Here is a 25,257-nt window from a genome sequence, read left to right as displayed (position 1 = left end):
CGGGGCGGTTCCTGATGCACGACGGGCGCAACCCCGCCACGGGCCTCAGCGTCGTTTCGCCACGCCGCGCGCGCCGCATCAACGCGTTGATGATGCTGTGCGGGCACTACGACAATTCTGGCGAATTCGCGTTCCGCACCGGCCTTGCGGGCAAATCGGGCGTGGGGGGCGGGATACTCGCCGTGGCGCCGGGCATCGCGTCGATAGCGGTATGGTCGCCGGGGCTGAACGACAAGGGCAATTCGCAGCTGGGCGCGCTGGCGCTGGAACGGCTGACCCAGCGGACGGGCTGGTCGGTATTCCAGCCGCGCCCGGTTGTGTGAGCCGGATCAGGCTGACGGGAATCAGGCTGACGGGAATCAGGCGGTTCGTTCGCGCAGGGTCGTGGACTTCAGCTTGGGAGCTATGGCCAGATCGCCATCTTCCATGATCTGCTGGCGCAGTTCATCGCGCTTTTCGTGGATTGAGGCGATCACCGGCCCCATCGGCACGCCCAGATCAACTAGCACGGCTTCGGACAGTTGCAGCGAGCTTTCCAGCGTTTCCGGCACCGCATGGGAGGCGCCGGCGCGGTAGAGTTCGCCGGCATGGTCCGCGTCGCGGGCGCGCACGATGATCGGCAGTTCCGGCCGCAGCTTGTGCAGCTTCTTGACGATGCGCGAGACCAGCACCGGCTCGTCCATGGTGACGATCAGCGCGCGGGCGTGATCGAGATCGAGCCGGTCGATCACCGTTTCGCTGGCGACGTTGCCGAACAGCACGGGCAGGCCGGCGAGGCGTGCCTCGCGGACGAGCCGGGGGTCGGAATCGATGGCGATGTAAGGCGCATCGTGCATTGCCAGCATCTCGCCCACCAGCCTGCCGACGCGGCCGAAGCCGAGGATCACGGCACGGTCGCCGGCCGGCTCCTCGCGCGGCAGGTCGGCCGAGGCCGGCTCGCGCGCTTCCAGCCGTTTGGCGAAGGCTTCACCCACCTTGGCCAGCGCCGGCGTGATGGTGAGGCCGATCGCGGTGACGATCTGCCAGAACTGCGCGGTCGCGGGCAGGATCAGCTGCGCCTGGGTGGCCGTCGCCAGTACGATCAGGGTGGTTTCCGAAGGGCTGGCCATGAGAATGCCCGTCTCGAGCGCGGTGCCCCGGCCCTTGCCCATCACGCGCAGCAGCAGCCCGGTGACGAGCGCCTTGATCACCACCACGCCAACCACGCCCGCCGCCAGCGGGCCAAGGTTCGCCCACACCACCCGCAGGTCTATGCCCATGCCGATGGTGATAAGGAACACGCCCAGCGCCAGGCCCTTGAACGGCTTGGTGATCGCCTCGACCTCGTTGTGGTATTCGGTCTCCGCGATCAGCAGGCCGGCGAGCAGCGCGCCCATGATTGGCGAAAGGCCGACCGCACCCGTGGCCAGCGCCGCGACGATGACGACGAGCAGGCTGGCGGCGAGGAACAGTTCAGGGCTTTTGGTCTGCGCGGCCTGCGCGAACAGGCTTGGCAGCAGGAAGCGCCCGGCCAGCAGCAGAGCCATGATGACGAGACCGCCGCGCCACAGCGTATCCAGCAGCACCGCCCCGCCATCCGCCGCCGCCGTGGGTGCGATCGCGCCGAGCAGGAAGATGATGGGAACGAGCGCGATATCCTCGAACAGCAGCATCGACAGCGCCGCGCGCCCGACCGGACCCTGCGTGCCCGAGATGGGCAGGACCAGCGCGGTGGAGGACAGCGCCAGCGCGAGGCCCAGCCCGAGCGCGGCGTAAAGGCTTTCTCCCATGATGCTCATCAGGGCGAGGCCGATCAGGAGCGCGCCGCCCGCAAGCTCCATCGCGCCCAGCCCGAACACCAGCCGCCGCATCGACCACAGGCGGTTGAACGACAGTTCCAGCCCGATCTCGAAGAGCAGCAGGATGATGCCGAACTCCGCGAACGGCGCGATCGCCTCCGGATCGGAAATCGTGATGTGATAGAGCCACGGAGTCTGCCCGACCAGCGAGCCCAGGCCATAGGGGCCGACCGCGAGGCCGACCAGAATGAACCCGATGATCGGGGTGATGCGGAAACGGGCGAAAGCCGGGATCACGATTCCGGCGGCGCCGAGAATGACCAGGGCATCGGAAAGCGCAGCGGAAGGAGCAAGGGAACCGGCCATGGGGCACCGTAACCTTCGTTAACCGGCCTTGCCAACCCCGGCGGTAGAGAAAACGCCCTCAGCAACAAAATGAAAGGCGATCATATCGCTTGCAAGCGCTGCGCGAGGGATGCGCCTTATTCTCCCCTCCCGCTTGCGGGCGGGGTTGGGGGTGGGCAGCGCCCATCGCCCGCAAAGGATGCACGCGCCAAACGAAAGAGGCCCCGGCAATGCCGGGGCCTCTGTTCGTGTCCGTCAGGAACGCGTCTGGCTCAGCTCCAGGCGGTCATTTCCTTTTCGAGGTTGGCAACGATCGCCTCGAAGAACTTCTCGGTGGTCATCCACGGCTGGTCGGGACCGATCAGGATCGCGAGGTCCTTGGTCATCTTGCCGCTTTCGACGGTTTCGATGCAGACACGTTCCAGCGTTTCGGCGAACTTCACCACATCGGGGGTATCGTCGAACTTGCCGCGATAGATCAGGCCGCGCGTCCAGGCGAAGATCGACGCGATCGGGTTGGTCGAGGTCTGCTTGCCCTGCTGGTGCTGGCGGTAGTGGCGGGTGACGGTGCCGTGGGCGGCTTCCGCTTCCACGGTCTTGCCGTCCGGCGTCATCAGCACCGAGGTCATCAGGCCCAGCGAGCCGAAGCCCTGCGCCACGGTATCGGACTGGACGTCACCATCGTAGTTCTTGCAGGCCCAGACGAACTTGCCGCTCCACTTGAGCGCGGAGGCGACCATATCGTCGATCAGGCGGTGCTGGTATTCGATGCCGGCGGCGGCGAACTTTTCCTTGAAGCCTTCGGTCTCGTAGACTTCCTGGAACAGGTCCTTGAAGCGCCCGTCATACGCCTTGAGGATGGTGTTCTTGGTCGAGAGATAGACCGGCCAGCCGAGATTGAGGCCATAGTTGAGGCTGGCGCGAGCGAAGTCGCGGATCGAATCGTCCAGGTTGTACATCGCCATGGCGACGCCGGGCGAGGGGAAGTCGAACACGTCGAGGTCGATCTTCTCGCCGTCCACGCCGTCCCACACCAGGCGCAGCTTGCCGGGGCCGGGGATCAGGGTGTCGGTAGCCTTGTACTGGTCGCCGAAGGCGTGACGGCCGACCACGATCGGGTCGGTCCAGCCCGGAACAAGCCGGGGCACATTCTGGATCACGATGGGTTCGCGGAACACCACGCCGCCCAGGATGTTGCGGATCGTGCCGTTGGGCGACTTCCACATCTTCTTGAGGCCGAATTCCTCGACGCGCTGTTCGTCGGGGGTGATCGTGGCGCACTTCACGCCCACGCCATACTGCTTGATCGCGTTGGCGGAATCGATGGTGATCTGGTCGTTGGTCTCGTCGCGCTTTTCGACCGACAGGTCATAGTACTTGAGATCGACGTCGAGGTAGGGGAGGATCAGGCGTTCGCGAATCCATTCCCAGATGATCCGCGTCATTTCATCGCCGTCGATTTCGACGATCGGGTTCTTCACCTTGATCTTCGCCATAGCCGTTCCGTGCCTCGTCTGGGGGAGAAAAGTTAGGCTCCCCTTAGCAGAGGCGCGCCGTGGTGCAAGGCAAGGACGCCCCGGACTTCCGTCTTAGAGCGCAATTTTCTGCATCCCCGCCGGCCGCTCCCTCTGGACACGGGAAGCGGTCCGGTCCAAGAATTTTAAGTGACCGGTTAAAGGTCCGGGAATTTTGCAGGAGTGATGGGGATGAGCGAACCTGAAGTGCTGACCGAAGTGGACGGCAACGTCCTGGTGGTCACGATCAACCGGCCCGACGCCAAGAACGCCATGAACAAGGCGGCGGCCGAAGGCATCAGCGCGGCGATGGACCGGCTTGACGCGGAAGCCGGCCTGCAGGTCGCGATCCTGACCGGCGCGGGCGGAACTTTCTGTTCCGGCATGGACCTCAAGGGCTTCCTGCGCGGGGAATCGCCGTCGCTTCCCGGGCGCGGGTTCGGTGGCCTTTCGCAGTGGACGCCGAAGAAGCCGATCATCGCGGCGGTCGATGGCTATGCGCTGGCGGGCGGCATGGAACTGGCGTTGTCGTGCGATCTGATCGTGGCCAGTTCCGCCTCCAAGTTCGGTATTCCCGAAGCGAAGCGCGGCCTCGCCGCGGCGGCGGGTGGCCTGATCAAGCTGCCGCGCCAGATTCCGCCGCGCATCGCCATGGAACTGGCGCTGACCGGTGACTTCATCGATGCGGCCCGGGCCTACGAGCTGGGCTTCGTCAACCGCGTGGTCGAAGGCCCGTCGCTGCCGGCGGCGAAGGAACTGGCCGCGCGCATCGCCGAAAACGGCCCGCTGGCGCTGGCCGCGTCGAAGGCCATCGTGCGCGATTCGCACGAATGGACCGAGGCCGACATGTGGGACAAGCAGCAGGCCTATATCACCCCGGTGTTCACCTCGCAGGACGCGCGCGAAGGCGCCGCAGCCTTTGCCGAGAAGCGCAAGCCGAACTGGCAGGGCAAGTAACGCGCGGCGCTTGCCACGCACCGAATGCGCAAAAGGCCGGGCCATCACGCGATGGTCCGGCCTTTTGTTGTCCGGGAAATGGTCTCAGGCGACGCTGAGCGTGACTTCAATGTTGCCGCGCGTGGCGTGGCTGTAGGGACAGATCGTGTCGGCTTCGGCCACCAGCTCCTCGGCGGCGGCGCGGTCCACACCCGGCAGGCTCACTTCCAGCGAAACCGCGAGGCCAAAGCCCTTGTCGGCGCGCGGACCGATGCCGACCGTGGCCGTCACCGTGGCATCCGCCGGCACGCGGGGCAGGCTCTTGTCCTGCGTGGCCGCGAACTTCATCGCGCCCAGGAAGCAGGCGGCATAGCCGGCCGCGAACAGCTGTTCGGGATTGTTGCCCTGGCCGTTGCCGCCCAGCTCCTTGGGGCTTGCGAGCACAACGTCCAGCGAGCCGTCCGCGGTGCGCGAGCGGCCATCGCGGCCTCCGGTGGCAGTGGCGCTGGTCGAATAGAGGATCTTGGTGCTCATGGGATGCTTCCTTTTGCTTGAGAAGAGTTAAAATCGAGAGCGATTAAATCGCGTGCGATCTATATGCATCCGCCGCACCGAATCGTCAACCCCTTGCGATTAAATCGTGTGCGATTTATATTCCGGGCATGACAGACGCTTCCCAAACCGCCGCTGGCCCATTCGAAGGCTACTTGTGCTTTTCCGTCTATGCGGCGGGGCTGGCGTTCAACCGCCTGTACAAGCAGGTGCTCGATCGCTTCGGGCTGACCTATCCGCAATACCTGGTGCTGGTGGCGCTGCGGCAGCGCGACGGGCGGACGGTCAGCGAATTGGGCGAAGCGCTGTTCCTGGAATCAAACACACTGACGCCGCTGATCAAGCGGCTGGAAGCGGCCGGGCTGGTCGAGCGCCGGCGCGATACGCGTGACGAACGCGTGGTGCGCGTCAGCCTGAGCGACGCGGGCAGGGCGCTGGCGGTCGATATCGAATGCGTGCCGCCGCAGATCGGCGAGGCGATCGGCATCGACCATGCGCGGCTGGGGCAAATGGCGCAGACGCTCGACGAACTTGCCGCCGGGCTGCGCCGCGCGGTCAGGGACTGACCGTTTCTGTCAGCCGTGCCACCGCGCTTTCGATCACCGCGCGCGCCTGAGGCGGGGGCAGGTGCTGGTCCAGCCGCAGGCGTTGCCAGGTTTCAAAGCTGAGCAGGAGGTCCATCGTTTCCAGCAGGATCGGATCCTCGGCGATCGCGGGAGGCATGATTGCGACCAGCCGTTCGCGCATCATCGCCAGCCTCTGCCCGTAGTTGCGCTGGATCGTGGGCAGCGAATGGCGGTGGCCATCGGCAGCGCGCTTGTAGGGCATCAGCTTTTCATACGTGCTGAGCCGGCGTTCGATCATTTCCGCCAGCTTGGCACGCCAGTCCGGCCCCTCGAACGGATCGAGCCAGTCCTCGTATTCGCGCTCCAGCCGTAGCGCCATCGAGGCGTAAAGGCTGTCCATGTCGGCAAAGTGGCGAAACACGGTGCGCAGGCCCACGCCGGCACGCGTCGCCACCTGTTCCGCGCTCGGGCTCATATGCCCTTCGCCCACCAGCGCGATCATCGCCTCGACAATGCGCTGACGGCTGGTTTCCGAACGCTTGCGGCGTCCGTCCGTCGCGGTGATGTCCATGGTGGCCTGTTTCTGTGGCAATCCCGTATGTCCAGTATGCGCTTGCATTTCCGTTTTGCGCCCTACCAAGCCCGCGATCGATTGCAACGGTCAAGCGTGGAGGGGCAGGCGCGGATGGCCTCAGCCCCGCTTCTCGTCGAAACTGCGTGCCGCAAGCACCAGGATCGCGATCATCGCGGCTTCCACCACCATCGGCGGAAAGGCCGTGGCGGGCGCGCCATCGGCGATCAGGCTGACGCCGCGCCCGATCAGCGCCAGCGGCAGGAGCGCCACCGGGACCAGCACCAGCGCGCGGCTGGCCTTCCAGGCGCCCGCCAGCGCGAACAACCCCATGCCCACGAACAGCGCGGTGAAATCGGCTCGCAGCGTTGCCATTCCCTGCGTCCCGAGCGAGGCCAGAAAGAAGCGCTGGCCCGCGATCGCCGGATCGAGCAGGAAACCGAGGCCGATCGCCACATTGAACAGGCCGAGCAGGCCGGCGATCACGCGCATGGCATTTTTCATGTCATTCTCTCCCCACTGTTCGAGCCAGACTATCACGTTCCGGGCGCGTGGCAATATATCGGCATTGTAAATGCCATAATATCGCGTATCTTTCCGCAAAACAGGAAGGGAGAACGCGGATGCACGGGGCGGTGAAATGGGGCCTTGGTGGAGCGGTGCTGGCCGGCGTGCTGGCGCTGGCGGCATTTCCGGCGCCGATCGGACTGGCGATGGCGCGGCTGGCGATCGATGCGCGTGCCGGCGTAGATGCCACGCAGGAACTGCCCGAGGGGCTGCATGTGGCCTTGTGCGGCTCCGGTTCTCCGCTGCCCGATCCCACCCGCGCCGGGCCGTGCAGCGTGGTAATCGCCGGCAAGCATGTCTTCGTGGTCGATGCGGGTGAGGGCGGCGCACGTAACATGACGCTGATGCGCATTCCCAATGGCCATGTCGAGGCGGTGTTCCTCACGCATCTCCATTCCGACCATATCGACGGGCTGGGGCCGATGATGCTGCTGCGCTGGACCGGGGCGAATGCCACCGTGCCGCTGCCGATCTACGGACCGGCGGGAACCGAGCGCGTCGTAGCGGGCATCAACGAGGCCTATGCGATCGACGGGGGCTATCGCACCGCGCACCATGGCCCCGCGGTTGCGCCGCCATCGGGCAGGGGTGGCACCGCCTATCCTTTCGCGCTGCCGCCAAGGGGCGATGGCACGCCCGTCACCGTGTTGCAACGCGACGGGCTGACGGTGACCGCGTTCCGCGTGGATCATGGCCCGGTCGATCCGGCGGTGGGCTATCGCTTCGATTACAAGGGGCGCTCGATCGTGTTCAGCGGCGATACCGCGCCCACGCCGCTGCTGGTGCGCAACGCGCGCGGCGCGGACCTGCTGGTGCATGAAGGGTTGCAGCCCCGGCTGGTCAGCCTGATGGAGCAAACGCTGCGCAAGCGCGGACAGCCAGGCCTGGCAAAGATCATGAGCGACATCCCCGGTTATCATACCTCGCCAGAGGCCGCTGCGGCGGAGGCGCAGGAGGCCGGCGTGAAGAATCTGGTGTTCAGCCACAACGTGCCGCAATTGCCCACGCGCGCGATGTATCCCGCCTATCTCGGCAACGCGCGCCAGAAATTCGACGGAACAATCACGGTGGGCGAGGACGGCATGGTGTTCAGCCTGCCGGCCGGCGGCAAGGGCATGGAACTGCGTACATGGTCGGTCAGATGATTCGACGTAGCCGGGTTTCCGTTGCTTCGGGCCGCCGCGCGCGATAGCCGTTGCGGATATGGACAAGGCGCCATCCGCTCCGGCCCGCGTGGTCTCGCTCGCGCTATCTGGCGACCATGCCTTCTCGAAACAGGCGGTCGAGCGCGTGAAGGTGATCCAGGGGATCGGCGTCGAGGGTGACGCTCATGCCGGCGAAAAGGTCCAGCACCTCTCCCGCGTGAAGGCGAACCCCGACCTGCCGAACCTGCGGCAGGTCCACCTGATCCATGCGGAATTGTTCGAGGAACTGCGCGAGAAGGGCTTCGCCGTTGGGCCTGCGGACCTTGGCGAGAACATCGTCACGGCCGGAATCGCCCTTCTCGATCTCCCCCGGGGCACCGTGTTGCGCATCGGGCCGGATGTAGAACTGGAAGTGACCGGGCTGCGCAATCCCTGCGCACAGATCGAGGCATTCCAGAAGGGGTTGCTGGCCGCCGTGCTCGATCGTGGGCCGGACGGGGAACTCGTGCGCAAGGCCGGGGTTATGAGCGTGGTCCTGTCCGGCGGCGAAATGGCCGTGGGGGACCTTATCGAGGTCTGCCTGCCGCCCGAGCCGCACCAGCCGCTCGCGCCGGTGTGAAAGCGGGGAGGCTCGCGCCTCCCGCGCCATTCTATCGGCCCAGCGGCTTCGTGCGAATGTTGAGCTGGCCCGCCAGCCCCGCATGGCGGTGCTTCTCGATTGCCTGGTATTCCGGTGACTGGATCATCTGCATCATAGCGGCGAGTGAGGGGTATTCGACCAGCGCCGCCATGTCCCACAGTTCGCCGACCTCCCCGATCATCAGGCCGGTGACGGCGCCGGCATAGACCTGCCGTCCGCCGACGGCGGCCACACAGGCCTGGACCGCCGCGCCATAGCGGGCATAGGCCTCGCGTCCGGTCAGTTCGGGTTCGCTGCCATCGGCATAGGTTGCGTGCGGCTTGAACTTGAGCAGGTTGATCATCACGAATGGCCCGTCCTCGCCACTGCCGAAGAAGGCGGCGATCTGTTCGGGGCCGGGGGTGACGGCGTTGACGACTTCCATGGTGGCCTCCCTTAGCCGCGGATGAGTGTGTCGATGATCGTGCAAAGCTCGGCGGGAACATCTTCCTGCAGGAAGTGGCCCGCGCCCTGCAGCACGGTATGCGCCTGCCCCTTCGCGCCCGGAACGCGATCGATGAACGGCCGTTCGCCGCCGCGTGTGATGGCATCCTCGGCGCCGAAGGCGGTCAGCAGCGGCTTGTCGAAACGCGCCAGCACGTCCCAGGCCGCCTTGTTCTCCGCCACCGAGCCATGTTCGGGCGTGATCGGCACGAGCGTGGGGAACTGGCGGGCGCCTTCCTTGTAGGTTTCGTCGGGGAAAGGGGCGTCGTAGGCGGCGACTTCTGCCGGCGAAAGATCACGATGGCATCCGCCGTTGACGATCATGCCGACTGGGAAGACGGGCACGTTCTGGCTGAAATCGAGCCATGCGCGGAAGCCGTCGGTTGCGCCCGTGCCCACCGGCAGGCCGGTGTTGGAGACGACCACGCGGGCGAAGCGATCGGGGAAGGCTGCGACCAGTCGCAGGCCGATCAGGCCGCCCCAGTCCTGGCAGAACAGAGTGATGCCGGTGAGATCAAGCTGCGTCAGCCAGTCGCTCATCCACTGGACATGGCGTTCGTAGGTATAGTCGTCGCGCCGCGCGGGCTTGTCGGAGCGGCCGAAGCCGACGAGGTCGGGGGCGACGACACGATGACCGCGCGCGACGAGATCGGGGATGAAACGGCGATAGAGGTAACACCAGCTCGGCTCGCCGTGCATGAGCAGCACCGGCGCGGCATCGCGCGGGCCTTCGTCGAGATGGTGGATTCGCAGGCGCGTACCGTCCTGTTCGTCGATCACCTCGCTGTAATGCGGCGAAAAATTAAAGCCATCCAGGCCGGCAAAGCGTTCGTCCGGCGTGCGCAGGATCTCCATGGCATCCCCCAGTTGATTATTGTGGCACGCATAATGCCATAATAAACGCGGAGGTCAAATGCCGGCTGGGGCATTTCCCACTCCCAACCCCTCCCGCGGGCGGGAGGGGAGCGAGACGTGCGCCGCCGCAGGTGGTGCTAGTCGCAGCGGGGTGGGCGTTCCGCGCCTTGTGTCGGCGAATGTCATGATCGCCATGAAAAAAGCCCGCTCAAGCCAGGGGCTTAGCGGGCTTTTTCGATGGTGGGCGTAGCAAGGATTGAACTTGCGACCCCTACGATGTCAACATAGTGCTCTACCACTGAGCTATACGCCCGAACCATCGTGCGCCCGGCCGTTTCCGGCGCGGGAGGCAGCCCATTAGCGGCGCTTGGGAATGCTGGCAAGAGACTTTTGCAGGCTCTTTTCCCCATCCCGTGCGCGCGCCTGGCGGGCTGTCAGGCGTAAGGCCCGGCCCCCGTCAGCGCGCCATCGGCGAAGACGCGTTCGACTTCGAGCACCAGGTCGCGCAGGTGGAACGGTTTGGACAGGACACGGGCCTGCGGTGCCTCGCGATCGGACTTGAGCGTGACGGCGGCAAAACCCGTGATGAACATAACCCGCGTTTCGGGGCTGATCTCGGCGCAATGCTTGGCAAGCTCGATGCCGTCCATCTCGGGCATGACGATGTCGGACAGCAGCAGATCGAAGTGTTCCGACCGTAGCAGGGGCAAGGCCTCCGTTCCGCGATCGACCGCAACCACGCTGTACCCGGCGTTTTCCAGGGCGCGCGCAAGATAGGTGCGCATCGCTTCTTCGTCTTCGGCCAGTAGAATCCGGATCATGATTACCTTCGCGATTCGAGTGGTCGCCTCATCGGGCCATGTCGTAACGTTTTGGTTTAAGGCATGGCAGGAAACGAATATATACCGGGATGGGTTAAGTTTCTGCGCCCTTGTTCGCGGTGGCCGACTTTGACACAGCCGCGAATCAGTTGCAGCGTTATTCCATGCGTGACGAAGGCGATCCAGGGGGCGATTCGCGCCTGCTGCAGGGCGGGGCAGTACCCGGCTGCCCGGATGTGCCCGCCTATGCGCTGCGGCTGGTGGAGCCGTCCGCGATTCCCGTCATCATCGCCGTGCCGCACGCCGGGCGCAGCTATGCCCGGACCTTGCTGGACCGGATGCGCCACCCGGCGTTCGCCGCGCTGCGGCTGGAAGACCGCTATGTCGACCTCGTGGCCGATGCGGTGGCGCGGCAGACCGGCGCCTCGCTGTTGGTCGCCCATGCGCCGCGCGCGATGATCGATCTCAATCGCGCGGCCGACGACATCGACTGGGATATGGTTGGCGGCCCGCCGCCCGATGCTTCTTCCGCCCTGCAGGGCCTTGCCCATCGGGCGCGCACCGGGCTGGGCCTGATCCCGCGCCGGCTGCCGGGGCTGGGGGAACTGTGGAAGCGGCGGTTGGACCGGGCCGAACTGGACGATCGCATCGCGCTGGTCCACGAACCCTATCACAGCGCCCTGGGCGATGCGCTGCAAGACACGCGCGACCGCTGGGGAGCGGCTCTGCTGATCGATCTGCATTCGATGCCGCCGCTGACGGCCTATTGCGGAGCGGAGCCTGCGCCTGAATTCGTGCTGGGCGACCGGTTCGGGGCGAGTTGCGCCGGCGCGCTGGTCGCTTCTGCCTTCGCGCACTTCGCGGCGGCGCGGCGGCTGGCGGCGCACAACCGGCCTTATGCCGGCGGCTACGTGCTGGAGCGGCATGCGCGGCGCAAGGAAGGCATTCACTGCATCCAGATCGAGATCGACCGACGCTGCTACCTCGATGCCCGATTCAGCGAGCCGGGGCCGGGCATGGATGAAACGATCGCGCTGCTGGTGGGCATGGTCCAGCGGCTGGCCGGCGATGTGGCCGAACTGGGCCGCGATCGGCAACGCGAACGGTGGCGCGCGGCCGCCGAGTAGATCAGCGAGGCAGGTGGGCCGGCGAGGAAACCGGAGCGGGCAACAGGCTCTCGGTTCGCGCAGAAACCCCATAAAAAACCACCTGGAGACATGCTCCAGGTGGCCAAGGTTCAGGGAGGAGGTGCACAAAGTGCACCAGTCACACCGGGCCATGAGGGGAGCACCGATGCGACGTACTAAAGATAGGTGAGGCGCCATGGGCGCGCAAGTGGTTTCGTTTGGAATTTTTGCTGCGTTTTGGCGACTGCGCGCAAAAAAATGCGGCGGCCGGACGCTAATCCGACCACCGCATTCACACTCTTGAAATAAAGCGGGTTTCCAGCGTGCGGCTGGTGATTCATTCCGCCGGAACGGGAATCGCCGGAACCGGACCCTTGCCCTGCTGTGCCTGCAGGCCGAAGATCGTGCTCATCAGATCGAGCGAGAAGACATGGGCGTAGAGCAGCGGCAGAAGGCCGCTCTGCGCCCAGCCGCGCAGCACGTCGCCACGGGTTTCGCGCAGCTTTTCCTGATCGACCATCTGGAAGCCGCGATAGACGAACGGCTGCTCCAGACCGGTCTGCTGGATCGAGACTTCGCCGTCCATCAGCAGGTTGTGCTTCTTCAATTCATCGATGAAAGCCTGCGTGCGCATCCCGGCCTGTTCGAACTGTTCGCAGAATTCCAGCGCGGCCTTGGTCGCGTCCGACGGCTGATCGCCGTTGAACAGCGCGTCGCCTTCCTCGAACTCTCCGATCAGACCGGAGGACGGATCGAAGCACAGCGACAGTTCCTCGCTGCTGGGATCGAGCTTGGCCAGCAGGAACGGATAGCGGCGGGCATAGGCCGGCAGATAGACCGGCTGATCGACCTTGCCTTCGCTGTCGACGAACACGTTGACGCCTTCGTTCAGCCCCATCAGCGCCAGCGGCACCGGGTTGTCGCCCGACGAGAACACGATGGGAAAATGGCGCGCGGCCTGCGGAAACTCTTCCACCGTCAGCGGCACGGCGTGCTGGTCGATCAGCCACGGAGCGGCATTCGCGCCACGGGCATGCCAGGTGGCGTGATCGCGGCTGTTGAGCGGCATCAGGTCATTGTAGAACAACGGAAGGTTGGCTTGCGGCGCGCTGGCCATGAGGTCTCTCCGAAAAAACTTTCGCGAAAACGCGCGGGCGAGCCGCGGGTCCGGCGGGAACAGGGGCTTTAAGCGGTCCATCGGGGCGAGGCAAGGCCGGTAACCACGCATCCACACCCTTGCAGGGCCACGGCGAACCGTTTCAGATCAGCTTGCCGGGATTCATCAGCCCCTGCGGATCGAGCGCCTGCTTTATGGCACGCATCATGTGCAACGCCACCGGATCGCCCAGCCGCTCCAGTTCGTCGCGCTTGAGTTGCCCGATGCCGTGTTCGGCCGAAATCGACCCCTTCCACTGGGTGACGAGATCGTGGACCTGGCGGCTGATCGCCTTGCCATCGCCTGCCTGCCATTCCGCGGCATCGACCCCGGAGGGCGCCAGAACGTGGAAATGGATGTTGCCATCGCCCAGATGGCCAAAGCCCACCGCGCGGGTGCCGGGCCAGGCGGCTTCGATCAGTGGAACGGCCGTTTCGACGAATTCGGGCATTCGCTCCACGGGCACGCTGATGTCGTGTTGGACCGCCGGGCCGATCGCGCGCTCCGCCGGGGCGATCGATTCCCGGATCAGCCACATCTGTTCGGCCTGAGTCTCGCTTGCGGCGATCGTCGCGTCGGTGACCAGCCCCGCCTCGAACGCGCTGATCAGCAGGCGTTCGGCCAGGTCGGGCAGGCCTTCCGCTCGGTCGGCATCGGCAACCAGTTCGATCAGCACATGCCAGGGATGGGGTTCCGCCAGCGGTGCGCGCGCCGTCGGCAGGTAATCGATCACCGCATCGAGGCTGTGCTGCGGCAGTACCTCGAAACCCTCCAGCGCGCCGCCGGCGACGCTTTCGGCGTGCAGCAGCAGGGTACGCGCGACCGGGAGCGATTCCACGCCCGCCCACAGCACCGCGCGCGCCGCAACCGCCGGTTCCAGCTTGAGCGTGGCGGCGGTGACGATGCCAAGCGTGCCTTCTGATCCAATCAGCAGCTGCTTCAGGTCGAAACCGCGATTGTCCTTCTTCAGCGGGGTGAGCGCATCGAACACGGAACCATCGGGCAGCACCGCTTCAAGCCCCAGCACCAGCGCGCGCATCGATCCGTGGCGCAGCACTTGCGTGCCGCCGGCATTGGTGGAGATGAGGCCCCCCACAGTCGCCGAACCCTTGCCGCCCAGCGAAAGCGGAAAGCGCAAGGCTTCCTTTTCGGCCGCTTCGTGCAGCACTTGCAGCACGACGCCCGCTTCGCAGGTAGCGGTGCGGTTTTCGGTGTCGACGGCACGGATGGCGTTCATACGGCGCAGGGTGAGCAACAGCGCGTTGCCGGTCCGGTCGGGCGTTGCCCCGCCGGACATGCCGGAGTTGCCGCCCTGAGGCACGATCGGCACGCCATGCCGGGCGCAAAGCTTGACCAGGGCCGCCACCTCGTCCGTATCGGCGGGCGATGCCATGGCCAGCGCGCGGCCGGTGAAGCGCCCGCGCCAGTCGGTCAGCCACCCGTCCATGGCCTCCTGATCGGTGGTGATGCCCTTGGGGCCGAGCAGGGCGGTTGCTTCTTCAAGAAAGGCGGTCGGCGAAAAGGATGTGGACATCCGGCAGCGCTAGGCCGCGCGTCGGGGTGCTGCAATTCAAATCTGCTTGTCATCCGGTCCGGCAATCGGGTTAAGCAGCCGTTCAACAGGACGATGTAACGAAGCTACATTCGCAGCGACACCTGCCGGGGGGTGCGTGTTCGCGTGCGGGATGAGGGATCAGGTTGGCCGTTTTCCTTCCATGATGGTGCTTGCCGCATTTCTAGCGCCGTTCGCGCTGCTGTTTCCCGCCGTGGCGGGAGGAGAGGGCGTTGGCGATCCGTGGCCGACGGCCGTGGCGCCGGAAGGGCCGCCGCTTATCGGCGGGTTCGCCGGTGACGGCCGTTTCGGCGGAGGACCGCTAGCGGAGTGGACAGGCGGGTTTCCGGAGGATTCCTGGGATCAGGTCCGTATTGAACAGCGCCTGATTATTCGCATCGCGCCGCGCGCGCCGGGCCGTGATTCGTTCGCGCCGCCTCCACCGCCTCCCGGGCCGATGCGCCTGCGCGAGCGCAAGTCCGCACGTTGCCTGCCCGTGGCCGGGATCGCCGGCGTGCAGCGCGATATGGCTGACCGGCTGGTGCTGTTCATGCGCGATCGCCGCATCATTGGCGCCAGCCTCGACAAATCCTGCAACGCGCGCGATTTCTATCTGGGCTTCTATGTGGAGCAGACCGCCGACGGGATGCTTTGTGCCGGGCGCGACACCATTCATTCACGCGCCGGGGCGACCTGCGAGATCAGCCGCATGCGCGAGCTCGTTCCCGAAAACTGATCCCAAAACGCCACCATTGCGAAAATTAAGCCTGAAAGCGTCCGAAGTTCTCGGGTTTCCTTGACTTTGGCCCCGCAATGGTCATAGCGCGCGCTAAGGGAACCGGCGTCATGCGGCGACGGTCGGGGAGGAGTATATCCGGCCCCGCTTCTTTCGGAAATTGTCGCTGATGAAGTTTGCCGATCTCGGCCTGTCTGACGAATTGCTGAAGTCGGTGACGGACGCCGGCTATGACGAGCCGACTCCGATCCAGGCGCAGGCCATCCCCAGCGTGCTGATGATGCGCGACCTGATCGGCATCGCGCAGACGGGCACCGGCAAGACCGCCGGTTTCGTGCTGCCGATGATCGATATCCTCGCCCATGGCCGCCGCCGCGCGCTGATGCCGCGCTCGCTCATCCTGGAGCCGACGCGCGAACTCGCTGCGCAGGTGGCCGAGAATTTCGAGAAGTACGGCAAGAACCACGATCTCAAGATGGCGCTGCTGATCGGCGGCGTGCAGATGGGCGATCAGATCAAGGCGCTGTCCGAAGGCGTCGACGTGCTGATCGCCACTCCCGGCCGGCTGATGGACCTGTTCGAACGCGGCAAGATCCTGCTCACGGGCTGCAACCTGCTGGTGATCGACGAAGCCGACCGGATGCTCGACATGGGCTTCATTCCGGACATCGAGAACATCTGCACCAAGCTGCCGGCGCAGCGGCAGACGCTGCTGTTTTCGGCGACGATGCCGCCGCCGATCAAGAAGCTGGCGGATCGCTTCCTCTCGAACCCCAAGTACATCGAGGTCGCGCGGCCTGCTTCGAACAACGCCAGCATCGCCCAGCACAAGGTGAAGGTCGGCAGCCGGCAGAAGCGCGAAGTGCTGCGCCACCTGCTGCGCAACGACAACGTGACCACCGCGATCATCTTCGCCAACCGCAAGACCACCGTGCGCGAACTCGCCAAGAGCCTCAAGAGCCACGGCTTTGCCGCTGGCGAGATTCATGGCGACATGGACCAGTCCAGCCGCATCGCCGAACTCGACCGCTTCAAGTCGGGCGACATCAACATCCTGTGCGCGTCCGACGTTGCCGCGCGCGGGCTGGACATCAAGGGCGTGAGCCACGTCTTCAACTTCGACACGCCGTGGCACCCGGACGATTACGTCCACCGCATCGGCCGCACCGGGCGAGGCGGGGCCACCGGCCGCGCGTTCACGCTCGTCGCGCCGGAGGATGCCGAAGCGATCGAGAACGTCGAGAAGCTGACCGGCGCTCCGATCCCGGAAATCAAGCTCGATATCGCTGGCGCTCCGGCGGAGGAACGGCCGGCCCGCAAGCCGCGCGAGGAAAGACCCGCAGCGGCCGAAAAACCGAAGCGCGGCCGCAAGGCCGAACCGCGCGCGCCGGAGGAAGAAGCATCACCCTCCCGCGCCCGCCCGCCCCGGAGCGAAGCGCGGCCCCGCCGCGAGGCGCCGGCGGAACGTGCGCCACGCTATCAGGATGCGGAACCGCCGAGCGAACCGGGCGCGTGGAACGGGCCGATACCGGGATTCCTGAACGTTTCGGCGCTTTGACCAGCGATTGACCGCAGTTGCAGGAATGGCTTTCTGCGATAACCTCCTGGGATGGCCAGAAAGAGATCCACCACTTCCCTGCCACCGCCTTATTTGAAGCGGATATGGTTTGCGGAGGACGGGAGGGCTGACCTCGACTGGGAGGCGTATCCCTTTTCATTACCGCTGTTCGGGAAGGGCGAGTTTGCCTTTTCCTTCTCTGCCGCCGTCACGATTTTTGTCGGCGAGAATGGTGCGGGGAAGTCTACGCTGCTTGAAGCAATCGCCGGACTGGCCGGCTTCAAAGATGGCGGTGGCGGCCCGGGTATGGCGGCGGTTTCGGGCTCCGAGGTCTCGGGGCAGGATGCCGGAGAGGTGGGAAATGCGCTTCGCGGCGCCTGGCTCCCGCAGATTCGTGACGGCTGGTTCTTTCGGGCCGAGACTTTCTTTTCAGTGGCTCGATATTTGGACGATGCCGGATCGCTATATGCAGACTTCCTCTCCTCTTCGCACGGCGAAGGCTTTTTGCAATTTTTCGAGGAGAGGCTCGATCGCCAAGGCCTGTTTATTTTCGACGAGCCGGAATCGGCGCTTTCACCATACAAGCAGTTCGAGTTCTTGAAGATTCTCAGGCGGATGCAGCGCAATGCCAATGCGCAGGTCATCATTGCCACGCACTCGCCGCTGTTGATGGCATTGCCCGACGCAGATCTTCAGTTTGTCGACGCTTACGGCTTGCGGCCGATCAGCCTCGAGGAGACACCGCACTTCCAGATATACCGGGAGTTCGCGGCTTACCCTCATGAAACAGTCGAAGCTATGATCGAGTAGGCTACCCCGCCGGCTTGACGAAGCTGTCGATCACGCGCTTGCGGCCCGCCGTTTCGAAATCGATCTCCAGCTTGTTGCCTTCCTGCGCGGCGACGGTGCCGTAGCCGAACTTGTCATGGAACACGCGTGCGCCCATGGCGATGTCGGCGCGCGGCTTGGCGGCGAAGCTCGCGGCGCTGCGGGTCGCTTCGGGAATGCGGCGAGGGGCGGGGTCATAGCTCTGCGCCGCCGCACGCTGCCAGCCGGGGCCGCGGCCCACGCCGCGCGACGGTTGCGCGCGCGCGACGTCGGCGAAGGGATCGCTCTGTTCCGACCAGTTCGCGCGCCATAGCGAGGCGCCGCCGGACAGCGTGGTCTCTTCCTCGATGTGTCCTTGCGGCAGTTCGCCGATGAAGCGGCTGGGAATCGAGCTGGTCCACTGGCCATAGATGCGGCGGTTGGCGGCGTGCAGGATCGTGCAGCGTTTGCGCGCGCGGGTGATGGCGACATAGGCGAGCCGGCGTTCCTCTTCCAGCGAGGCAAGGCCGCCTTCGTCGAGCGCGCGTTGCGAGGGGAACACGCCTTCCTCCCAGCCCGGCAGGAACACCTGGTCGAACTCCAGCCCCTTGGCGGCATGGATGGTCATCACCGTGACCTTCTCGTCATCGGGCGCGGCTTCGTTGTCCATCACGAGGCTGACGTGTTCGAGGAAATCGCCCAGCGTCTCGTAATCCTCCATCGCGCGGGCGAGTTCGGACAGGTTTTCCAGCCGCCCGTTCGCCTCCGCGCTCCGTTCGGCCTGGAGCGCGGCGGTATAGCCGCTTTCGTCGAGGATGGTCCGCGCGAGTTCGGCCGGTACGAGCGTTTTCGAAGCATCGCGCCAGCGCGCGAAATCGCGCATCAAGGCGGTCAGCGTGCCGCGCGCGCGGGCGGGCAGTTCATCGGTATCGAGAATTTCGACCGCTGCCAGCGACAGCGGCACGCCGCGCGCGCGGGCATGGCGGTGGAGCTTTTCCAGCGTCTTGTCGCCCAGCCCACGCTTGGGCGTGTTGTAGATCCGCTCGAACGCGAGGTCGTCCGATGGTGACGCGATCAGGCGCAGGTAGGCCAGCGCATCGCGGATTTCGGCGCGTTCGTAGAAGCGGAAGCCGCCGACGATGCGATAGCCAAGGCCGATCTGGATGAAGCGGTCTTCCAGTTCGCGCGTCTGGAACTGCGCGCGCACCAGAATGGCGATCTGGTTGAGTCCGCAGCCTTCGCGCTCCAGCCGCTCGATCTCGTCGCCCACGCGGCGGGCTTCCTCCGGCCCGTCCCACACGCCCACGACGCGGACCTTGTCGCCGCCGTTCTGTTCGGTCCACAGCGTCTTGCCCAGCCGTTCGGAATTTTCCGCGATCAGCCCGGACGCCGCGCCCAGGATGTGCGGGGTGGAGCGGTAGTTCTGCTCCAGCCGGATTACCTTGGCGCCGGGGAAATCCTTTTCGAAGCGCAGGATGTTGGCCACTTCCGCGCCGCGCCAGGAATAGATCGACTGGTCGTCATCCCCCACTACGCAGATGTTCTTGCGGGCCTGGGCGATCAGCCGCAGCCACAGATACTGCACCGCGTTGGTATCCTGGTATTCGTCCACCATCACGTATTTGAAGCGCTGCTGGTACTGTTCCAGCACCTCGCGCTCGCGCCGGAACACGTTGAGCATGTGGAGCAGCAGATCGCCGAAGTCGCAGGCGTTGAGCGCCTGGAGCCGCGCCTGATAGAGCGCGTAGAATTTCTGGCCGCGCCCGTTGGCGTAGGCTTCGTTCTCGCCCGCATCGAGATCGGCGGGGTTGAGGCCCCGGTTCTTCCACTTGTCGATCAGCCCCGCCAACTGGCGGGCGGGCCAGCGCTTTTCGTCCAGCCCTTCCGCCTGGATCAGCTGCTTGAGCAGGCGCAACTGGTCGTCGGTGTCGATGATCGTAAAGTTCGATTGCAGCCCGACGATCTCCGCATGACGGCGCAGCATTTTCGCCGCGATGGCGTGGAACGTGCCCAGCCAGGGCATCCCTTCCACCGCTGGGCCAATCAATTGCCCCACGCGCTCGCGCATTTCGCGCGCGGCCTTGTTGGTGAAGGTGACGCAGAGGATTTCGGACGGCCACGCCCGGCGCGTGCGCAGCAAATACGCCATGCGCGCGGTGAGTGCGGCGGTCTTCCCCGTGCCCGCGCCCGCCAGCATCAGCACGGGGCCTTCGGTGGTCAGCACGGCTTCGCGTTGTGGCGGGTTCAGGCCATCCAGCCAGGCTTCGCTGTCTGCGGGATTCGTAGGGTGGGGAACGGACATCGTGAACAGATAGGGACCAAAACAGGTCGTCGCAACGATCATTCGGCCCGTCGTGCCCGGTTTCCGTCACGGTTCGGCTCGTCGGCGCGAAAGGCACGTTCCGCCGCTTTGGCGGGATCGCAGGCAGGGGCCGTGCGTAGCTTGTTCACAGTACCTGACGACAGCAGGAGATTGAAAATGCGTAAGTTTCTGTGCGTGAGTGCGCTTGCGCTCGCAACCGCCGCCCTGCCTGCCGCCGCGCTTGCGCAGGCCACCACTCCTCCGCCCGCCGATACCACGGCACCCGTTCCCCCCGAAGCGGCGACTCCGGAAGCGGCCACTTCGCCGGCTTCCTCTGCGGACGCTTCGACCGCCACCACCACGTTCAGCCCCAGCGCCGAGCAGAAGGCGCAGTACGATGCATGGCCGGCGGACAAGAAGGCCAAGTACGACGCGTGGCCGGCCAGCCAGCAGGAATATTTCTGGTCGCTGGCGCCGGATCGCCAGGCGGGCTGGTGGGCGCTGAGCGATCAGCAACGGGGCCAGGTCTTCGCCATGACGCCCGATCAGCGTGAACAGGTGTGGCCGACGATCGTGGCCCAGGTGAGCGGCAAGCCGTCGGCTGCGGCGGCTCCCGCCTCCGCGCCACCGGCCGCCACGGCCGATGCCCCGTCGGAAGCGGCACCGCGCGGGAACATGGCTTCGGCTGATGGCGCCGCGGCCAAGGCCTATCCGCTGTGTTCGAAGACGGTGCAGGACAGCTGCCGGAACCGTGGCGGCGTCTGACCTCTGACAGTTGAAGGCCCTTCGGGTCGGGCCTGAAGGAAGGGCGCCGGATCACTCCGGCGCCCTTCGCGCTGCCCGCCCTGCGGCTGCAGCGCCCCGAGTTGATGCCGGATTTCAGAATTCGCTCCAGTCCTGCGTATCGTCGGACCCTTTCAGGGCGAGGTTGCCGTGCGTGGGTGCCGGCAGCGCGCGCTCGACGATCTCCAAGGGTTCAGCGACAGGCGGCGGTGGTGCAAGCACGACGATCTCGGCGGACGGTGCGGGCGGCCTCGGTGCTTGCCCGCCCGCCGTGTTGAAGTGCGCCACCAGTGCCGAAAGATTGCCCGCCTGCTGCGCCAGACTGCGCGATGCGGCAGTGCTTTCTTCGACCATGGCGGCGTTCTGCTGCGTCATGAGGTCGATCTGGGCTACCGTTTCGTTCACGTCGCGCAGCATTTCCGACTGCTGCCGCGCGGATTCGGCGATGGTCTTGGTCAGCTGACTGACTTCGCCCACGCGCGTCACGATCTGCCCCAGCGCGCGGCCGGTTTCGCCGACCAGCGCCACGCCCTGGTTCACATGATCGCTGCTGTTGGTGATGAGATCCTTGATCTCCCGCGCGGCATCGGCGGAACGCTGCGCCAGGGCGCGCACTTCGTTGGCGACGACGGCAAAGCCCTTGCCGGCATCGCCCGCGCGGGCGGCTTCCACCCCGGCGTTGAGCGCGAGGAGATTGGTCTGGAAGGCGATGCCATCGATCACGTTGATGATCTGAGTGATTTCCTGCGACGATTTCTGGATCATGGTCATCGCAGCCACCGCCTGTTCCACTACTTCGCCGCCCTGCGTGGCGCCTCGATGGGCATCCGCGATCGACTTGTCGACATCGGCCACGCTGCCGGCGTTCTGTTCGACCAGCGCGGTGACGGCCCGCATGGATTCGCTGGCCTTGGCGATCGAGGCGGCCTGTTGCTCGGTGCGCGCGGCCAGGTCGTCCGACGCGGTGCGGATCTGGCCCGAACTGCTGTCGATCGAGATGGCGGAGGTGGCGACGGAGGACAGCGTACCCGCCAGCGCTTCGGCGGCGCGGTTGAAATCGCAGCGGATCTGCTCTTGCGATTCCGGGAAGCCGGTATCGATGCGATAGGACAGATCGGCCTGGGCAAGATGCGACAGGGCCTCGCTCAGGGCAGTGCTCACCGTGTCACGGGTTGCGGAAGAGGATCGCAAGTCCAGCGCGTTTTCGCGGAATACGCTCATCGCCTTGGTCATCCGGCCGACGCAGTCGGTATGGTTGGTATAGTGGATCGGGCTGTCGAGATCGCCGCGGGCGAGCGCTTCCATGCGGACGACGGTGTTCACGTAAGGCGTGCAGATGCGTTCGCCGCTGACGATCACGGCCGCGGCCGAAAGCGCGACGACGACGGTCGAGGCGATCAGCGGCAGGATCAGCCCGCCGCCCAGGCCCACCCAGAGTGTCGCCAGCAGGCCGAGAACGGCAAGGCCCGTATGCACGAACAGCAGGGCGCGGAATTTCTCGCGGATGGGAGCCTGCTTCTCGAACCAGTTCAGCATGTTCACGTCGTTACCCTCGGTGCCGGGCCGCGAAGCCTTCGCGCGGCCTGTTCCGCATCTCTCTAGGGAAAGCGCGCTGTGATTGGCTGAATGCCGGGATACGTGATTTCGCAGAGGCGGCGACGGTCGTGCAGTTCGCCGGATTCTTGACAAGTGCCCACCCCGCGCCGAACGAAGCGGCCCATGACGTCCACCGCGCATCCGATCCGCCAGCACGCCCGCATCCTGACGGCCAGCCTCGTCGGCACGGCGGTCGAGTTCTATGACTTCTACGTCTATGCCACGGCTGCGGCGCTGGTGATCGGTCCGCTGTTCTTTCCGGCAGAGTCTGAGGCGGCGCAGACCCTGGCCTCGTTCATGACCTTTGGCCTGGCGTTTTTCGCACGGCCGGTGGGCGCGATTGCGTTCGGGCATTTCGGGGACCGGGTGGGCCGCAAGTCCACGCTGGTCGCCTCGCTGATGCTGATGGGGCTCTCCACGCTGCTGATCGCCTTCCTGCCGACGTATGCCATGGCCGGGCCGATCGCGCCCGCGCTGCTGTGCCTGCTGCGCTTCGGGCAGGGCTTCGGGCTTGGCGGCGAATGGGGCGGGGCCTCGCTGCTGGCCGTGGAGAACGCGCCGAAGGGGTGGGAAGCGCGGTTCGGCTCCGCGCCGCAGCTGGGTGCGCCGCTGGGCTTCCTTGCCGCCAATGGCCTGTTCCTGATCCTGGCGGTGAACCTTTCGGACGCCGATTTCGCGGCATGGGGCTGGCGCATTCCGTTCCTGGCTTCGGCACTGCTGGTGGGGCTGGGTCTGTGGGTGCGGCTGAGGATCGGCGAGACGGCGGCGTTCCGCGCCGCGCTGGAAACCGCGCCGCCGCCGCGCGTGCCGATCGGCCGGCTGTTCGCGGATCATGCCGGCGCGGTGATCGCCGGGATCGCGGGCGTGGTCGCCTGTTTCGCGATCTTCTACCTTGCGACCACGTTCGCGCTGAGCTTCGGCACCAAGACCCTCGGCTATTCGCGCGAGGCGTTCCTGATGGTGCAGCTGGGTGCGAACACGTTCCTCGCCATCGGCATCCTGCTCGCCGGCTGGTGGGCGGACCGGACCAGCGCCCGCAACGTGCTGGCCAAGGGCGCGGCGCTGACGGCGGTGATCGGGCTGGTGTTCGGCGCGGGGCTGGGATCAGGCTCGTTGCCGCTGGTGTTCCTGACGCTGGCCGCCGCGCTGCTGGTGATGGGGCTTACCTATGGCCCGCTCGGCGCGTGGCTGCCCACGCTCTATGCCGTGCCGGTGCGCTACACCGGGATATCCGTGGCGTTCAACGTCGGCGGGATCATCGGCGGGGCGATGGCGCCGTTTGCCGCGCAGTACCTCGCCCAGCAGGGCGGCACCGCCTACGTCGGGCTGTTTCTGACCGTGGCGGGCAGCCTGACGCTGGCGGGCGTGCTGTTCGGCCGCAAGGCCTGCTGACGCCTGTTCCGTCAGCTCTTGAGGCGCAGCAGGGTCAGCAGCGCCTTGCCCACCTTGCGTTCGGCATCGACCTCGCACGCGCGGATCTGCGGTTGTTCGTTGGCGGCGGTTTCCAGACTGATCCACGTGGCTTCGCCGATCCAGCCGAGCCGCACCAGCCGGTCGATCGCGACCGCACCCGCGCCGGTGCCGTAAGGCGGATCGAGCAGGACCAGGTCGACGGGTTCCTTGACCGGCCCCAACGTCAGCACCGACGCCGCGCGCACATCGCACTTCGGCTGGGCGTGCAACGCGGCAATATTGGCGCGGATCGCGCGGATCGCGGGCGGGGCCTGTTCGACAAAGATCGCCTTCTCCGCGCCGCGTGACAGTGCCTCCAGCCCCAGCGCGCCCGATCCCGCGAAGAGATCGGCCACCGTCAGCCCTTCGAAACTGCCGAGCCGGCTGGTCAGCATCGAGAACAGCGTCTCGCGCGTGCGGTCCGCCGTGGGGCGGGTGGCGTCGCCCTCGGGCGCGCGCAGCGGCCGGCCGCGCCATTCTCCGGCGATGATCCTCATGCCTGCCCCCGGCCGGCGGGCTTCAGCGTCTTGCGGAAGCGCTCGACATCGACCTGGCGGATTTCATCGGCCATGCCGCGCGGAATGTCGGCCAGCGGGAAGGGACCGTACTGGATGCGGATCAGGCGCGATACCTGCAGGCCCAGGTGCTCCAGCACGCGGCGTACTTCGCGGTTCTTGCCCTCGGTCAGCGTCAGTTCGATCCACTGGTTGCGGCCGGTGCGCCGCTCCATGTTGGCGTCGATCGAGCCATAGCGGATGCCCTCGATCTCCACGCCCTCGCTCAGCGCTTCCAGCCGTTCCTGCGTGATGTCGCCGAAGGTGCGGGCGCGGTACGTGCGGGGGACGCCGGTGGACGGCAGCTCCATCGCGCGCTTGAGTTCGCCGTCATTGGTCAGCAGCAGCAGCCCCTCGGTATTGAGGTCGAGCCGGCCGATCGGCATCAGGCGCGGCGTCTCCTTCGGCAGCGCGTTGCGCAGGGCGTTGTAGATCGTCGGCCGTCCTGCCGGATCGCGCTCCGCCGTGATCAGGCCGGCGGGTTTGTGAAAGCGGAACAGGCGGGCCGGCTCCGCGGCCGCCACGGCCTTGCCGTCCACCGTCACGCCTTTCAGGTTCTTCAACACCGTGGCGGGCGTGGTCAGCACTTCGTCGTTCAGCTTCACCCGGCCTTCTGCGATCATCCGTTCGACTTCGCGACGCGAGGCTATGCCGGCGCGCGCCAGCAGCTTGGCGATGCGTTCGCCTTCGCGCGGCGGGCCATCGGCGGCGGGCGTGGCCGGCGTGCGCGGTGCGGCCGGTTTGCGGGGCGCGGCGGGACGCTTGGCAGCGTCGGGCCTCTTCGGAGCGGCGGGCCGTCCCGGGCGGCCGTTCCGGGGTTTGGGGGGGAGTGTCATGCCCCGCCCTTACGCGCGCTTGGCG

The 25,257-nt window shown here is 66.1% G+C and carries 25 protein-coding genes and 1 tRNA gene; 11 read left to right on the top strand and 15 right to left on the bottom strand.

Annotation, left to right across the window (positions count from 1 at the left end):
- The coding region (locus tag NMD1_RS17020) for a glutaminase (protein WP_199558149.1) at positions 1 to 323 on the top strand (323 nt) is incomplete at its 5' end.
- Positions 324 to 359: 36 nt separating this feature from the next.
- On the opposite strand, the gene NMD1_RS17015 is transcribed toward NMD1_RS17020, so the two are convergent.
- Entirely contained in the window at positions 360 to 2,144 is a 1,785-nt protein-coding gene (locus tag NMD1_RS17015) for a cation:proton antiporter (RefSeq protein ID WP_125955803.1), read from the bottom strand.
- A gap of 251 nt (positions 2,145 to 2,395) precedes the next feature.
- Positions 2,396 to 3,619: an NADP-dependent isocitrate dehydrogenase gene (locus tag NMD1_RS17010; RefSeq protein WP_124808670.1), complete on the bottom strand. Its 1,224-nt coding sequence runs from the start codon at positions 3,617 to 3,619 to the stop codon at positions 2,396 to 2,398.
- A 210-nt stretch (positions 3,620 to 3,829) separates the two neighbouring features.
- Between NMD1_RS17010 and NMD1_RS17005 the strand changes: the two genes are divergently transcribed.
- On the top strand, positions 3,830 to 4,594 hold the full coding sequence (locus NMD1_RS17005; protein ID WP_124808669.1) for a crotonase/enoyl-CoA hydratase family protein: 765 nt from the start codon (positions 3,830 to 3,832) through the stop codon (positions 4,592 to 4,594).
- 84 nt (positions 4,595 to 4,678) lie between these two features.
- Here the strand turns inward: NMD1_RS17005 and NMD1_RS17000 are convergent, their stop codons facing one another.
- Positions 4,679 to 5,107, bottom strand: coding sequence for an organic hydroperoxide resistance protein (locus NMD1_RS17000; RefSeq protein WP_124808668.1), 429 nt, complete (start codon positions 5,105 to 5,107; stop codon positions 4,679 to 4,681).
- 128 nt (positions 5,108 to 5,235) lie between these two features.
- Here NMD1_RS17000 and NMD1_RS16995 point away from each other — a divergent pair, with 128 nt between their 5' ends.
- Positions 5,236 to 5,691 carry a MarR family winged helix-turn-helix transcriptional regulator gene (locus NMD1_RS16995; protein ID WP_125955800.1) on the top strand — a complete coding sequence of 152 codons (456 nt, stop codon included), beginning with the start codon at positions 5,236 to 5,238 and terminating at the stop codon, positions 5,689 to 5,691.
- On the opposite strand, the gene NMD1_RS16990 is transcribed toward NMD1_RS16995, so the two are convergent.
- Positions 5,681 to 6,262 carry a TetR/AcrR family transcriptional regulator gene (locus tag NMD1_RS16990; protein WP_125955798.1) on the bottom strand — a complete coding sequence of 194 codons (582 nt, stop codon included), beginning with the start codon at positions 6,260 to 6,262 and terminating at the stop codon, positions 5,681 to 5,683. The genes NMD1_RS16995 and NMD1_RS16990 overlap by 11 nt on opposite strands.
- Positions 6,263 to 6,382: 120 nt before the next feature.
- Positions 6,383 to 6,766: a hypothetical protein gene (locus NMD1_RS16985; RefSeq protein ID WP_124808665.1), complete on the bottom strand. Its 384-nt coding sequence runs from the start codon at positions 6,764 to 6,766 to the stop codon at positions 6,383 to 6,385.
- Between the two features lie 119 nt (positions 6,767 to 6,885).
- On the opposite strand from NMD1_RS16985, the gene NMD1_RS16980 reads away from it, so the two are divergent.
- The gene (locus NMD1_RS16980) at positions 6,886 to 7,974 is read left to right on the top strand and encodes an MBL fold metallo-hydrolase (RefSeq protein WP_125955795.1); all 1,089 of its coding nucleotides are present in this window, start codon (positions 6,886 to 6,888) and stop codon (positions 7,972 to 7,974) included.
- A 58-nt stretch (positions 7,975 to 8,032) separates the two neighbouring features.
- A complete protein-coding gene (locus NMD1_RS16975) occupies positions 8,033 to 8,593 on the top strand; it encodes an MOSC domain-containing protein (RefSeq protein ID WP_125955793.1) in 561 nt (186 codons plus the stop codon).
- 31 nt (positions 8,594 to 8,624) lie between these two features.
- On the opposite strand, the gene NMD1_RS16970 is transcribed toward NMD1_RS16975, so the two are convergent.
- The 4 genes from NMD1_RS16970 to cpdR all read right to left on the bottom strand — a co-directional run bounded on the left by NMD1_RS16970 (position 8,625) and on the right by cpdR (position 10,773).
- Complete coding sequence (locus tag NMD1_RS16970) at positions 8,625 to 9,038, bottom strand: DUF1330 domain-containing protein (protein ID WP_125955790.1); 414 nt, start codon at positions 9,036 to 9,038, stop codon at positions 8,625 to 8,627.
- Between the two features lie 11 nt (positions 9,039 to 9,049).
- Positions 9,050 to 9,952: a haloalkane dehalogenase gene (locus NMD1_RS16965; protein WP_125955787.1), complete on the bottom strand. Its 903-nt coding sequence runs from the start codon at positions 9,950 to 9,952 to the stop codon at positions 9,050 to 9,052.
- Positions 9,953 to 10,190: 238 nt separating this feature from the next.
- Positions 10,191 to 10,265: transfer RNA gene (locus tag NMD1_RS16960), tRNA-Val, on the bottom strand.
- A 121-nt stretch (positions 10,266 to 10,386) separates the two neighbouring features.
- On the bottom strand, positions 10,387 to 10,773 hold the full coding sequence (gene cpdR, locus NMD1_RS16955) for a cell cycle two-component system response regulator CpdR (RefSeq protein ID WP_124808660.1): 387 nt from the start codon (positions 10,771 to 10,773) through the stop codon (positions 10,387 to 10,389).
- Positions 10,774 to 10,937: 164 nt separating this feature from the next.
- On the opposite strand from cpdR, the gene NMD1_RS16950 reads away from it, so the two are divergent.
- Entirely contained in the window at positions 10,938 to 11,900 is a 963-nt protein-coding gene (locus tag NMD1_RS16950; protein WP_124808659.1) for an N-formylglutamate amidohydrolase, read from the top strand.
- Between the two features lie 337 nt (positions 11,901 to 12,237).
- On the opposite strand, the gene NMD1_RS16945 is transcribed toward NMD1_RS16950, so the two are convergent.
- Together NMD1_RS16945 and NMD1_RS16940 are read right to left on the bottom strand one after the other, a co-directional pair.
- Entirely contained in the window at positions 12,238 to 13,017 is a 780-nt protein-coding gene (locus NMD1_RS16945; protein ID WP_124808658.1) for a SapC family protein, read from the bottom strand.
- Positions 13,018 to 13,159: 142 nt separating this feature from the next.
- Positions 13,160 to 14,590 carry an FAD-binding oxidoreductase gene (locus tag NMD1_RS16940; RefSeq protein WP_125955785.1) on the bottom strand — a complete coding sequence of 477 codons (1,431 nt, stop codon included), beginning with the start codon at positions 14,588 to 14,590 and terminating at the stop codon, positions 13,160 to 13,162.
- 274 nt (positions 14,591 to 14,864) lie between these two features.
- Here NMD1_RS16940 and NMD1_RS16935 point away from each other — a divergent pair, with 274 nt between their 5' ends.
- The 3 genes from NMD1_RS16935 (at position 14,865) to NMD1_RS16925 (ending at position 17,712) form a co-directional block, all read left to right on the top strand.
- On the top strand, positions 14,865 to 15,344 hold the full coding sequence (locus NMD1_RS16935; protein ID WP_125955782.1) for a hypothetical protein: 480 nt from the start codon (positions 14,865 to 14,867) through the stop codon (positions 15,342 to 15,344).
- A gap of 169 nt (positions 15,345 to 15,513) precedes the next feature.
- Positions 15,514 to 16,902 (top strand): DEAD/DEAH box helicase, encoded by a 1,389-nt coding sequence (locus NMD1_RS16930; protein WP_125955779.1) that lies wholly within the window; start codon positions 15,514 to 15,516, stop codon positions 16,900 to 16,902.
- Between the two features lie 51 nt (positions 16,903 to 16,953).
- Complete coding sequence (locus NMD1_RS16925) at positions 16,954 to 17,712, top strand: AAA family ATPase (protein WP_125955776.1); 759 nt, start codon at positions 16,954 to 16,956, stop codon at positions 17,710 to 17,712.
- Position 17,713: 1 nt separating this feature from the next.
- On the opposite strand, the gene NMD1_RS16920 is transcribed toward NMD1_RS16925, so the two are convergent.
- On the bottom strand, positions 17,714 to 20,011 hold the full coding sequence (locus NMD1_RS16920) for an ATP-dependent helicase (protein ID WP_125955863.1): 2,298 nt from the start codon (positions 20,009 to 20,011) through the stop codon (positions 17,714 to 17,716).
- Between the two features lie 177 nt (positions 20,012 to 20,188).
- Here NMD1_RS16920 and NMD1_RS16915 point away from each other — a divergent pair, with 177 nt between their 5' ends.
- Complete coding sequence (locus NMD1_RS16915; RefSeq protein WP_125955774.1) at positions 20,189 to 20,776, top strand: hypothetical protein; 588 nt, start codon at positions 20,189 to 20,191, stop codon at positions 20,774 to 20,776.
- A 114-nt stretch (positions 20,777 to 20,890) separates the two neighbouring features.
- Here NMD1_RS16915 and NMD1_RS16910 read toward each other — a convergent pair whose 3' ends face one another.
- Positions 20,891 to 22,330, bottom strand: coding sequence for a methyl-accepting chemotaxis protein (locus NMD1_RS16910; RefSeq protein ID WP_125955860.1), 1,440 nt, complete (start codon positions 22,328 to 22,330; stop codon positions 20,891 to 20,893).
- 183 nt (positions 22,331 to 22,513) lie between these two features.
- On the opposite strand from NMD1_RS16910, the gene NMD1_RS16905 reads away from it, so the two are divergent.
- The gene (locus tag NMD1_RS16905) at positions 22,514 to 23,782 is read left to right on the top strand and encodes an MFS transporter (RefSeq protein WP_125955772.1); all 1,269 of its coding nucleotides are present in this window, start codon (positions 22,514 to 22,516) and stop codon (positions 23,780 to 23,782) included.
- 11 nt (positions 23,783 to 23,793) lie between these two features.
- On the opposite strand, the gene rsmD is transcribed toward NMD1_RS16905, so the two are convergent.
- Both rsmD and NMD1_RS16895 read right to left on the bottom strand, forming a co-directional pair.
- Positions 23,794 to 24,339 carry a 16S rRNA (guanine(966)-N(2))-methyltransferase RsmD gene (rsmD, locus tag NMD1_RS16900; RefSeq protein ID WP_125955770.1) on the bottom strand — a complete coding sequence of 182 codons (546 nt, stop codon included), beginning with the start codon at positions 24,337 to 24,339 and terminating at the stop codon, positions 23,794 to 23,796.
- Positions 24,336 to 25,232, bottom strand: a complete 897-nt coding sequence (locus NMD1_RS16895; RefSeq protein ID WP_125955768.1) for a pseudouridine synthase — start codon at positions 25,230 to 25,232, stop codon at positions 24,336 to 24,338. The genes rsmD and NMD1_RS16895 overlap by 4 nt, the downstream gene beginning before the upstream one ends.
- Positions 25,233 to 25,257: the final 25 nt, after the last annotated feature.

It is taken from the genome of Novosphingobium sp. MD-1 (genome assembly GCF_001014975.1).
In the GTDB taxonomy this organism is placed as follows: Bacteria; Pseudomonadota; Alphaproteobacteria; order Sphingomonadales; family Sphingomonadaceae; genus Novosphingobium.
The sequence above is the reverse complement of the archived record's forward strand: the minus strand, read 5'-3'. Positions and strand labels throughout refer to the sequence as shown.

Bases quoted from the DNA above. Each gene is read 5' to 3' on its own strand.
- NMD1_RS17015 (WP_125955803.1), bottom strand. From the start codon at position 2,144: ATGGCCGGTTCCCTTGCTCCTTCCGCTGCGCTTTCCGATGCCCTGGTC.
- NMD1_RS17010 (WP_124808670.1), bottom strand. From the start codon at position 3,619: ATGGCGAAGATCAAGGTGAAGAACCCGATCGTCGAAATCGACGGCGAT.
- NMD1_RS17005 (WP_124808669.1), top strand. From the start codon at position 3,830: ATGAGCGAACCTGAAGTGCTGACCGAAGTGGACGGCAACGTCCTGGTG.
- NMD1_RS17000 (WP_124808668.1), bottom strand. From the start codon at position 5,107: ATGAGCACCAAGATCCTCTATTCGACCAGCGCCACTGCCACCGGAGGC.
- NMD1_RS16995 (WP_125955800.1), top strand. From the start codon at position 5,236: ATGACAGACGCTTCCCAAACCGCCGCTGGCCCATTCGAAGGCTACTTG.
- NMD1_RS16990 (WP_125955798.1), bottom strand. From the start codon at position 6,262: ATGGACATCACCGCGACGGACGGACGCCGCAAGCGTTCGGAAACCAGC.
- NMD1_RS16985 (WP_124808665.1), bottom strand. From the start codon at position 6,766: ATGAAAAATGCCATGCGCGTGATCGCCGGCCTGCTCGGCCTGTTCAAT.
- NMD1_RS16980 (WP_125955795.1), top strand. From the start codon at position 6,886: ATGCACGGGGCGGTGAAATGGGGCCTTGGTGGAGCGGTGCTGGCCGGC.
- NMD1_RS16975 (WP_125955793.1), top strand. From the start codon at position 8,033: ATGGACAAGGCGCCATCCGCTCCGGCCCGCGTGGTCTCGCTCGCGCTA.
- NMD1_RS16970 (WP_125955790.1), bottom strand. From the start codon at position 9,038: ATGGAAGTCGTCAACGCCGTCACCCCCGGCCCCGAACAGATCGCCGCC.
- NMD1_RS16965 (WP_125955787.1), bottom strand. From the start codon at position 9,952: ATGGAGATCCTGCGCACGCCGGACGAACGCTTTGCCGGCCTGGATGGC.
- cpdR (WP_124808660.1), bottom strand. From the start codon at position 10,773: ATGATCCGGATTCTACTGGCCGAAGACGAAGAAGCGATGCGCACCTAT.
- NMD1_RS16950 (WP_124808659.1), top strand. From the start codon at position 10,938: ATGCGTGACGAAGGCGATCCAGGGGGCGATTCGCGCCTGCTGCAGGGC.
- NMD1_RS16945 (WP_124808658.1), bottom strand. From the start codon at position 13,017: ATGGCCAGCGCGCCGCAAGCCAACCTTCCGTTGTTCTACAATGACCTG.
- NMD1_RS16940 (WP_125955785.1), bottom strand. From the start codon at position 14,590: ATGTCCACATCCTTTTCGCCGACCGCCTTTCTTGAAGAAGCAACCGCC.
- NMD1_RS16930 (WP_125955779.1), top strand. From the start codon at position 15,514: ATGAAGTTTGCCGATCTCGGCCTGTCTGACGAATTGCTGAAGTCGGTG.
- NMD1_RS16925 (WP_125955776.1), top strand. From the start codon at position 16,954: ATGGCCAGAAAGAGATCCACCACTTCCCTGCCACCGCCTTATTTGAAG.
- NMD1_RS16920 (WP_125955863.1), bottom strand. From the start codon at position 20,011: ATGTCCGTTCCCCACCCTACGAATCCCGCAGACAGCGAAGCCTGGCTG.
- NMD1_RS16915 (WP_125955774.1), top strand. From the start codon at position 20,189: ATGCGTAAGTTTCTGTGCGTGAGTGCGCTTGCGCTCGCAACCGCCGCC.
- NMD1_RS16910 (WP_125955860.1), bottom strand. From the start codon at position 22,330: ATGCTGAACTGGTTCGAGAAGCAGGCTCCCATCCGCGAGAAATTCCGC.
- NMD1_RS16905 (WP_125955772.1), top strand. From the start codon at position 22,514: ATGACGTCCACCGCGCATCCGATCCGCCAGCACGCCCGCATCCTGACG.
- rsmD (WP_125955770.1), bottom strand. From the start codon at position 24,339: ATGAGGATCATCGCCGGAGAATGGCGCGGCCGGCCGCTGCGCGCGCCC.
- NMD1_RS16895 (WP_125955768.1), bottom strand. From the start codon at position 25,232: ATGACACTCCCCCCCAAACCCCGGAACGGCCGCCCGGGACGGCCCGCC.